Consider the following 6,585-nt stretch of genomic DNA (forward strand, 5'->3'; position numbering starts at 1 on the left):
ATCAGACGCTTCTGGGGGCTACCGGTACTGGTAAGACGTTCACGATTTCAAATGTGATCAAGGAGATCAACAAGCCGACGCTTGTGATTGCCCATAACAAAACGCTGGCAGGACAGCTTTACAGTGAGTTCAAGGAGTTTTTCCCGAATAATGCTGTTGAGTACTTTGTCAGTTACTATGATTATTACCAGCCAGAGGCGTACGTGCCTCAGACCGATACTTTCATTGAAAAAGATGCCAGCATCAACGATGAAATTGATAAGCTGCGCCACTCTGCGACTTCGTCCTTGTTTGAACGAAAAGATGTCATCATCATTGCCAGTGTATCCTGCATCTATGGTCTCGGTAATCCTGAAGAATACCGTGACATGGTTGTTTCGCTGAGAACAGGCATGGAAATTGAGCGAAACAAGCTATTGCACCGCCTTGTTGATGTCCAGTATGAACGGAATGACATCGACTTCAAGCGCGGGACTTTTCGCGTCCGCGGCGATGTCGTGGAAATTTTCCCGGTATCTCGCGATGAGCATTGTATGAGGGTCGAGTTTTTCGGTGACGAAATCGATCGTATTCGTGAGGTTGATGCACTGACTGGTGAAATCATCGGTGAACGTGATCATGTCGCGATTTTCCCGGCATCCCACTTCGTCACTCGTGAGGAAAAGCTGAGAATCGCCATCGAGAATATTGAAAAAGAACTTGAAGAACGACTTGAAGTACTTCGCGCCGAGGAAAAACTGCTAGAAGCCCAGAGGCTGGAGCAGCGGACAAGGTATGACCTTGAAATGATGCGTGAAATGGGTTTCTGCTCAGGGATTGAAAACTACTCACGCCACCTGACATTAAGGCCTGCTGGAGCCACACCATATACTTTGATCGACTACTTCCCCGAAGATTTTTTGATTGTAGTAGATGAGTCACATGTTACATTGCCGCAAATAAGGGGAATGTTTAATGGTGACCAGGCTCGTAAGCAGGTGCTTGTGGACCATGGTTTCCGTCTGCCGTCGGCAATGGATAACCGTCCGCTGACGTTCCCTGAATTTGAGAAGCATGTTCATAATGCTGTTTTCGTCTCAGCTACACCTGGTCCATATGAATTGGAGCATACACCGGAGATGGTCCAGCAGATCATCCGTCCGACAGGATTGCTTGACCCGACGATTGATGTAAGGCCGATCGAGGGACAGATTGATGACTTGATTGGAGAAATCCATGAAAGAGCAAAGCGTAATGAACGTGTATTGATTACTACTTTAACTAAAAAAATGTCTGAGGACCTGACTGATTATCTTAAGGAAATCGGCATAAAAGTGCAGTACCTGCATTCAGAGGTTAAGACACTTGAAAGAATTGAGATTATCCGCGAGCTGCGGCTTGGCAAGTATGATGTTCTTATCGGGATCAACCTGTTAAGGGAAGGAATAGATATTCCTGAAGTATCGCTTGTGGCAATCCTTGATGCCGATAAAGAAGGCTTCCTCCGTTCCGAGAGATCGCTCATCCAGACCATTGGCCGTGCAGCGAGGAACGAGCACGGACATGTCATCATGTATGCAGATAAGATGACGAACTCGATGGAATTGGCCATCAGTGAAACGAAGCGCCGCCGTGCAATTCAGGAAGAGTATAATGCGAAGCATGGCATTACACCGCAGACGATCCAGAAGGAGATCCGCGATGTAATCCGGGCGACAATTGCTGCCGAAGATCAGGAAGAATACAACCCGGCAGAGGGTTTGAAAAAGCTGTCAAAGAAAGATCGCGAACAAGTGATTTTAAATATGGAAAAGGAAATGAAGGAAGCGGCGAAGTCACTCAACTTCGAACGGGCGGCCGAGCTGCGTGACCTCATTCTTGAGTTAAAAGCGGAAGGATGACGATAAAATGGCTATGGATAAATTGATTGTTAAAGGCGCCAGAGCCCATAACTTGAAAAATATAGATGTCACCATTCCGAGAGATAAGCTTGTGGTGCTGACGGGGCTTTCCGGTTCAGGAAAGTCCTCTCTGGCATTCGATACCATCTATGCTGAAGGACAGCGCCGTTATGTCGAGTCATTATCGGCATACGCGCGCCAATTCCTTGGACAGATGGACAAGCCTGATGTCGATTCGATCGAGGGATTGTCTCCTGCAATTTCAATCGACCAGAAAACAACGAGCCGGAATCCTCGTTCCACGGTTGGAACAGTGACAGAAATCTATGATTATTTACGATTATTATTTGCAAGGGTAGGACGTCCAGTCTGCCCTGTGCATAATATTGAAATTTCGTCCCAGACGATCGAGCAGATGGTCGACCGTGTACTCGAATATCCGGAACGGACGAAGCTGCAAATCCTTGCACCGCTTGTTTCTGGCAGGAAGGGTACACATGCCAAGGTTCTTGAAGATGTAAAAAAACAAGGTTATGTACGTGTCCGTGTCGACGGGGAAATGTTTGACCTTGGAGAAGATATTGAGCTGGAAAAGAACAAAAAACACTCCATTGAAGTCGTCATCGACCGTATTGTTGTCAAGGAAGGCATCGCAGCACGTCTTGCCGACTCCATGGAAGCTGCTCTTAAGCTTGGTGAAGGAAAGGTACTGATCGATGTAATCGGTGAAGAAGAATTGATGTTCAGCGAGAATCATGCCTGCCCGATTTGCGGTTTTTCAATCGGTGAGCTTGAGCCAAGGATGTTCTCCTTCAATAGTCCTTTCGGAGCTTGTCCTGAATGTGATGGACTAGGTGCTAAGCTTGAAGTGGATGTTGAACTCGTCGTTCCTAATAAGGACCTGACATTGCGCCAGCATGCGATCGCTCCTTGGGAACCTACTAGCTCGCAGTATTACCCATCACTGCTTGAGGCAGTCTGCAACCATTATGGCATCGATATGGATGTTCCGGTAAAAGACCTACCTGACCACCAGATGGATAAAATCCTTCACGGTTCGAGTAAAGACCGGATTTATTTCCGTTATGAAAATGATTTTGGCCAGATTCGTGAAAACTATATTGTTTTTGAGGGCGTTCTAAAAAATATCGAGCGCCGTTATAAGGAAACAGGCTCTGACTATATCCGAGAACAAATGGAAAAATATATGGGGGAGCACGCCTGCCCAACATGTAAAGGCTACAGGCTGAAGCGTGAGACACTTGCAGTCCTTGTCGATGGCCGCCATATTGGTGAAGTAACTGCATTGTCAGTCGAGGAGGCGCATCAGTTTTTCCAGAGTCTAAAGCTTTCTGAAAAAGAAATGAAAATCGCCAATATGATTTTCCGTGAAATCACGGAGCGTCTCGGCTTCCTGATCAATGTCGGGTTGGACTACCTGACGATGAGTCGCTCGGCAGGTACGCTTTCAGGCGGTGAAGCTCAGCGGATTAGGCTTGCAACCCAGATTGGTTCACGCCTGACTGGCGTCCTATATATCCTGGACGAACCATCCATTGGTCTTCATCAGCGAGACAATGACAGGCTGATTGATACACTGAAAAACATGCGGGACATCGGAAACACGCTGATTGTCGTTGAGCATGATGAGGATACGATGCTTGCTGCTGATTATCTAATTGATATTGGCCCTGGAGCAGGTGTCCATGGCGGGGAAATTATTTCACAGGGTACACCAGCAGAAGTAATGGCCGATCCGAACTCATTGACTGGCCAGTATCTATCCGGGAAAAAATTCATACCGTTGCCAATCGAGCGCCGCAAACCAGATGGGCGTTACATCGAAATTAAGAGTGCGAAGGAAAATAATCTCCGAAATGTGAATGTGAAATTCCCACTTGGAACCTTTATGGCTGTCACAGGCGTATCCGGCTCAGGTAAAAGTACATTGATTAATGAAATCCTTCATAAATCACTTGCGATGAAGCTTCATCGGGCAAAAAGCAAGCCTGGCGAGTTCAAGGACATCAAAGGTGTCGAGCATCTCGATAAGGTCATCGATATTGACCAGTCACCAATCGGCCGCACCCCAAGATCAAACCCGGCCACCTATACAGGTGTATTTGATGATATCCGCGATGTGTTTGCTTCTACAAATGAAGCGAAGGTGCGCGGTTATAAAAAAGGACGCTTCAGCTTCAATGTAAAAGGTGGACGTTGTGAAGCATGCCGCGGCGACGGTATCATCAAAATAGAAATGCACTTCCTGCCGGATGTTTATGTACCATGCGAAATCTGTCATGGAAAGCGTTACAACCGTGAAACACTGGAAGTAAAGTATAAAGGGAAGAATATTTCCGAAATCCTCGATATGACGGTTGAGGATGCAGTGGAGTTCTTCGCCAACATTCCGAAAATCAGCCGCAAGCTGCAAACGATATATGATGTCGGCCTAGGCTATATCAAGCTTGGCCAGCCCGCGACGACGCTATCCGGAGGGGAAGCGCAGCGCGTCAAGCTAGCATCCGAGCTGCACCGCCGTTCAACCGGCCGTTCGCTCTATATCCTTGATGAGCCGACAACCGGCTTGCATGTTGACGACATCTCACGTTTGTTAGTCGTTCTTCAACGCCTCGTTGAAAATGGCGACACTGTGCTGGTCATCGAACACAACCTAGATGTTATCAAGGCTGCCGACTTTATCATCGACCTCGGTCCAGAAGGCGGAGACCGCGGTGGTACCATCATCGCATCAGGAACACCAGAACAGGTCGCAGAAGTTCCAGAATCGTATACCGGCAAGTACCTCAAGCCCGTACTCGATCGCGACCGCCTGCGCATGAAGCAGGAGATTGTTGAGAAAGAAAAAAGCACAAGTAATGCTTAATACAGTTAAGGCTCTTCCATTGCGGAAGAGCCTTTAGCTTGTCGACAAAGATATAGTTCACAGATCAGTTATTTAAAACCTGTTGATTGGAGTGGAAGGCGCGTAGACTCCTGCGGGCTCACCGCCAGCCCGCGGAAAGCGAAGCGCCTGGAACGGAAATCAACAGACCTATTATACTTCCCAACCAAGATGAAAAATCTGTAGACAAGCTCGCTTTCATTGAGTTTGACTACAGTCTGAAGGCTCCTTCATCGTGGAAGAGCTTTTTTTTCGTTAGGGGTACCCTTTATTTCAATTGAATAGGCTCCATTGTCGGCTCTAATGCCTTAAAACTGTAGTGGTGCTCCTTAAGATACTTCAATAACTCCGGAAGCTGGGCTAATGTTTCTTGTCTTTCATGGAGAAGGATGACCATTGGTTCTTGTTTTTTAGACTGGCTGCTAATTTGGGAGATTGTGTTTTCAACCAGCCTATGATCCAGGTAATACCAATCCTTGCTGTCGATGTTCCAATCCCACATTTGGTACCCTTGATCATTGACGGCTTTTTTATAAGGATCGGTCATGTATGGAGCACTTCCGTATGGGGTGCGAATGAAAGATGTGTCGATGCCTGTGATTTCCTTGATTGTGTTTAGTGTCTGGTTCATTTCAGCGACGACTGTTTGCGGAGATTGATAGATTTTCGTTTTATCATGTGTTACTCCATGTGCTCCAAGGCTGTGCCCGTCCTGAGCCATTCTTTTTACAGCATCGGGAAAGTTTCTCATATTCCCATCAAGCATAAAGAAGGTAGCTTTAGCGTCATACTCATCAAGCATGTTTAAAATTTGGTCTGATACCTTATGAGGCCCGTCATCAAATGTTAAATAAACAGTTCTTTGATCAGTGGTTTGTACTGCAGGTGATTTATGATCAGCGGGAACCAGTGGAGGATTGTTTACGATATCTGCGTTTTCATTTTCTGCTTTATTTTCATTTCCCTCTGCAAATCTTGGTGACTTTTTTTCTACTGTTTTTAAAATCTCGTTTGTACGGTTAGAAGCTAGTTTAATCTCGCCGGGAGGGTTTGGAATTTGGATCTTTAACTTTACGATTTCACCAGCCATTGGCCTTTTTTCCTGGCTTGCCACAACGGTAGAAGACGTCACAATCCCACCGATTAAACAAATTAATGCGCACCATTTTGCTGTCTTCTTTTTCAAGCTTGCCACTTTGCATCCCTCGCAGATTGTTCTTAGATGATTTTCATAAAAACAGACGTATGTATTTTAACAAATGTTACAGTAATATTTCGCTATGATTACAGAATAATATGTAAGTAGATTATTTTATATAAGAAAATAGTGGGAATTTTTATGCTGATTTCACAAAAAATTGGGTAATATCGCTTGTATACCGGAGTGTTCAAATCGTATTTGTCGAAATAATTTCTCAAAGGAATGAAACTTCTTGGGTTCTTTAGCGTATTTATTGCTAAGGAGTTGAAAAGGATGGATACAAAACGGGTAGTGTCTGCCTTGTGCTATTTTAGTATTATGTTCGCTGGAATATTGTTTCCCTTGGTCGCATACTTTGCGTCTGAGGACCTTGATGTTAAGCATCATGCGAAGAAGGCTTTATTTTCACATCTGATCCCGCTGATTCCACTGCCGCTTATCCTGTTAGCGGTTTATTTTGATATCACAAGAGGAGCAGGAGAATTTCCAGTAATGATGTTTGCAAGTGCCATGTTAATGGTGATTATGAGTTTTATTGTACTGATCTGGAATTTGGTTAAAGGTATAAAAGTTCTTAATATAAAGGATGATTTTTAAGG

At 45.3% G+C, this 6,585-nt stretch carries 4 protein-coding genes; 3 read left to right on the top strand and 1 reads right to left on the bottom strand.

The annotated features are described in order from the left end of the window. The coding region (gene uvrB, locus WB217_RS18785; RefSeq protein WP_423994857.1) for an excinuclease ABC subunit UvrB at positions 1–1,880 on the top strand (1,880 nt) is incomplete at its 5' end. A gap of 7 nt (positions 1,881–1,887) precedes the next feature. Beyond that, entirely contained in the window at positions 1,888–4,767 is a 2,880-nt protein-coding gene (gene uvrA / locus WB217_RS18790) for an excinuclease ABC subunit UvrA (RefSeq protein ID WP_423994858.1), read from the top strand. A 286-nt stretch (positions 4,768–5,053) separates the two neighbouring features. Here the strand turns inward: uvrA and WB217_RS18795 are convergent, their stop codons facing one another. Continuing rightward, complete coding sequence (locus WB217_RS18795; protein WP_423994859.1) at positions 5,054–5,980, bottom strand: polysaccharide deacetylase family protein; 927 nt, start codon at positions 5,978–5,980, stop codon at positions 5,054–5,056. A 279-nt stretch (positions 5,981–6,259) separates the two neighbouring features. On the opposite strand from WB217_RS18795, the gene WB217_RS18800 reads away from it, so the two are divergent. Further along, positions 6,260–6,583: a DUF4870 domain-containing protein gene (locus WB217_RS18800; RefSeq protein ID WP_423994860.1), complete on the top strand. Its 324-nt coding sequence runs from the start codon at positions 6,260–6,262 to the stop codon at positions 6,581–6,583. Positions 6,584–6,585: the final 2 nt, after the last annotated feature.

It is taken from the genome of Mesobacillus sp. (genome assembly GCF_049588175.1).
Lineage (GTDB): Bacteria > Bacillota > Bacilli > Bacillales > Cytobacillaceae > Mesobacillus.

Excerpts from the sequence above, each read along its gene's own strand:
- uvrA (WP_423994858.1), top strand. The coding sequence starts at position 1,888 with ATGGCTATGGATAAATTGATTGTTAAAGGCGCCAGAGCCCATAACTTG.
- WB217_RS18800 (WP_423994860.1), top strand. The coding sequence starts at position 6,260 with ATGGATACAAAACGGGTAGTGTCTGCCTTGTGCTATTTTAGTATTATG.